Annotated in this window: 3 protein-coding genes; 1 reads left to right on the plus strand and 2 read right to left on the minus strand. The window is 61.8% G+C overall.

Features of this window, described 5'->3' with window-relative positions; translation table 11 throughout:
- Nucleotides 1–225: 225 nt before the first annotated feature.
- Nucleotides 226–1,461 (minus strand): GNAT family N-acetyltransferase, encoded by a 1,236-nt coding sequence (locus ABJK70_RS22360; protein WP_347259178.1) that lies wholly within the window; start codon nt 1,459–1,461, stop codon nt 226–228.
- A 354-nt stretch (nt 1,462–1,815) separates the two neighbouring features.
- Here ABJK70_RS22360 and ABJK70_RS22365 point away from each other — a divergent pair, with 354 nt between their 5' ends.
- Nucleotides 1,816–2,637, plus strand: coding sequence for a cyclase family protein (locus ABJK70_RS22365; protein ID WP_086133732.1), 822 nt, complete (start codon nt 1,816–1,818; stop codon nt 2,635–2,637).
- 137 nt (nt 2,638–2,774) lie between these two features.
- Here ABJK70_RS22365 and ABJK70_RS22370 read toward each other — a convergent pair.
- Nucleotides 2,775–3,306 (minus strand): aldehyde dehydrogenase family protein (locus tag ABJK70_RS22370; RefSeq protein WP_347259179.1); only part of this gene is annotated, 532 nt, incomplete at its 5' end.

The following is a 3,306-nucleotide window of genomic DNA, read 5'->3' on the forward strand; positions in this document are numbered from 1 at the left end:
TGCCGACAACCGCTAGAGCATTTTTATACCTACTGTACGGGCATTCTGCGTAGGTCGGGAATCCCTTCCCGACGCCGAAGCCGCCCTTCCCGACGGTGCAGTTGGGCCAGCGGGTTCGTCGGCAAAGGATTGCCGACCTACGAAAGCTTGAGTCGATCTACCCTGGCCGAAGGCGCCAACGACTCCGGCCAGGCCTGTTTTGCCGTAGAGCGAGATGAAAACGCTCTAAAACGCGGACAGCCGGCGTATTCTCCATGGAAGCGCCTGCATGACCTTGGGAAACCGGCGCGTCACGACCTCGCCGATACCGCCGCGCGCAGTCACCATGTAGCGGTGGAGCAGCAAGGCTTCCGTCCTCATGCTCAGCGGCAGCGCGGCCGTCTTGACGGCGCAGCTGTCCAGCCATTCGATTCCGGTGCCTAGGAGGTCCGCATCGTCATGGAGGCGGTGAATGCCCTCCAAATCCAGCAGAAAACCCGGACCGCATCGGGCATAGGGCGGACTCTCGTCGTAGGCCATCTTGAACCCGAAGCATCCCGGAGGCGCGAGGAAGGCGCTGCGCGCCGCGACCAGCCTGTCGCCGACCCGCAAAGTAAGCAGCGAGAGGCGCTTACGGCGGTGCGCCTCTTTGAGAATGTCCTTGGCGATCGCAGCGCCATCGGGCATGGATGCCATGGAGGTGCCGATCTTTCCCTTCCATTGGCTGAATTCCAGGGAGATGAATTCGTCGAAAAGACGGTCGACGTCGTCGGATCTGTCGAGATCGGCGACCCGTACCGGTCCTAGATCCTCGAGCAGGCGGCGCAAGCGCCTGAGATGTCGGCGCCGTTTGCCCGACAGTACGCGTGCGAAATAGGTCTCGGCATCCGTTTGGCGGCGGTACAGGTGCGATTCGCGGACATCATGTACATGGCACAATCGATGGTCCTCGGTAAGCCAGCACTCGGCCGCGCGGAGGATCTCGCTGTCGCCGGGCAGGTCCTTGAACAGGATGATAGTCGGCGGGTGCTGCCGGGCGAGCAGCCATCGGCCCAATGCCGCCAGGCTGTTGCCGACCGCCCCGTAGCGGAGCAGCGGCGTGCGGCGCAGCGTCCAACGATAGGCGTCCTGCCACGGACGCAGACAGCGAACCGGGCACAGCGGGTGAAGCAGTGTCTGCTCGAACGGGAAGAATCCGATCAGCGTTTCGGGCGCTTCCGAACCGCTGTCGTCGGTCCCGTGAACGAGCAGAAAACGCAGGCGCCGCTTCCTTTTCGAGATCTTGAGCAGCGGCAGAAAATACCACGGTTCGTAGAAAGGATTGGGGTGCGCCGCTTTTTCCGCCAGGTCTTCGAGAGCCTCGCGATGGTGTTCGATGCCTTCGATCGTGTCGATGACGGTGACCGAACCTAGGCGCGCATCCCCGAACGGAAATATACTCGGCCGAGAGACGCCGCGCGCGGCTCGGGCAGTTCGGTTCAACCAGTCATTCCTGCCCGTCGAGTGCCGTTTCAATACCCGCCTCCGAGCGTCCCGCGCGGGACAAGGGTTTGCGCAGTCCTTTCATGTTTGGAGGAGTGGAGCGCTCTCGAACCCTATCGGGCTCGATTGGAAACCTGATCACATCGTCGGGAGGAGAGAGGAATCTTGTTTGCTCTCGGTTCGACAGGATCGGCTCGGGGCCGGAAATGCGTGATGACTCGTTCATGGAATCCCTTCGCAGAAAACGTAAAGAACGTCAGTGTAGAAGCCTTGGCGTCCCTGATCGTGAAATAATGGGATTTGGACAAAATGTCGTCAAGAGGCGATCCGAAACGATCATCGAGGTGCCGAGCCATGCGTGTTACCGTTCGATCCCGATTTAAACCGAGCGTGCCGGCGGCTCTGCTGGCCGCGCTGGCGGGTTGCGCTTCGCAGCCGGATTTGGGGTCGTCCGGCCGGTGGGTGGACCTCACCCATTCTTTTTCTGCCGAGACCGTGTACTGGCCCACTGCGACGCCCTTCCGTCTGGAACCGGTGTTTGTCGGGACGACCGAAAAGGGCTTTCATTACGAGGCCTATCAGTTCCAAGCGGCGGAACATGGCGGCACTCATCTGGATGCCTCGAATCATTTTTCCGCTCACGGTCTCGCGGTCGACCGGATTCCGCTCGACCGGCTGATCGGTCCAGCCGTCGTGATCGACGTATCGTCCAATGCCGCGAAAAATCCCGATTACAGGGTGGGCCAAGACGATTTTGCCGCTTGGGAAAAGAGCCACGGACCGATACCCGAAGAGGCGATCGTATTGCTGCATACGGGCTATGGCCGGTTTTGGCCGGACCCGGTCAAGTATTTGGGTACCGCCGAGCGGGGCGAGGCGGCGGTGGCGAAACTCCACTTTCCCGGCCTGGCCCCCGAAGCCGCGCGCTGGTTGGCCGAACGGCGCCGCATCAAAGCCGTCGGATTGGATACGGCGAGCATCGACTATGGGCAGTCATCGCATTTCGAGGCCCATAGAATTCTCTCGGAAAAGCGCATTCCGATTTTCGAAAACGTCGCCCGGCTCGGCGAACTGCCCACGACGGGCGCCATGGTGGTGGCCCTGCCGATGAAGATCGAGGGCGGCAGCGGCGCGCCTCTCCGGATTATCGCGTGGGTGCCTGGAAAGAATCGATAAGGCGGTTGCGGGACTAATTTACGGCTTGTGGGAGCGGGCTAAAGTGAAGTAGGTCGGCAATCCTTTGCCGACGCACCGGGTCGACAACGGGCTTGGTCGGCAAAGGGTTGCCGACCTACGACCTGTCGTTTCCCGGTTCATGACTTCCGGTCCTGCCCGGCATCCGCTGCGAAAAACGATATCCCCTGCGCCAGCGGAAGAGCCTCTCCCCAATTGATGGTATTGGTCTGCCGCCGCATGTACATCTTCCAGGCATCGGAACCCGCTTCGCGACCGCCTCCGGTATCTTTCTCGCCGCCGAAGGCTCCGCCGATTTCGGCGCCCGACGTGCCGACATTGACATTGGCGATACCGCAGTCGCTGCCCGAAGCCGACAGGAACCGCTCGGCCGATCTGAGATTCAGCGTGAACAGCGACGAGGACAGTCCTTGCGATGCGCTGTTCTGCCGGGCGATCGCCTCTTCCAGACGGCGGAACGTCATCACGTAGACGATAGGCGCGAAGGTTTCGCGTTGCACGATGTCCCAATGGTTTTCCGCCCGGATCAAGGTCGGCTCGACAAAGCAGCCGGGCCGATCGAGCACCCGGCCGCCGTAGAGCACCTCGCCACCCTGGCGCCGTGCTGCATGCACGGCGTTACGGTACGCCTCGACGGCCGCCGGGTCGATG

The sequence above is a fragment of the Methylocaldum sp. genome, assembly GCF_039794385.1.
Taxonomy (GTDB): domain Bacteria; phylum Pseudomonadota; class Gammaproteobacteria; order Methylococcales; family Methylococcaceae; genus Methylocaldum.

Excerpts from the sequence above, each read along its gene's own strand:
- ABJK70_RS22365 (WP_086133732.1), top strand. The coding sequence starts at position 1,816 with ATGCGTGTTACCGTTCGATCCCGATTTAAACCGAGCGTGCCGGCGGCT.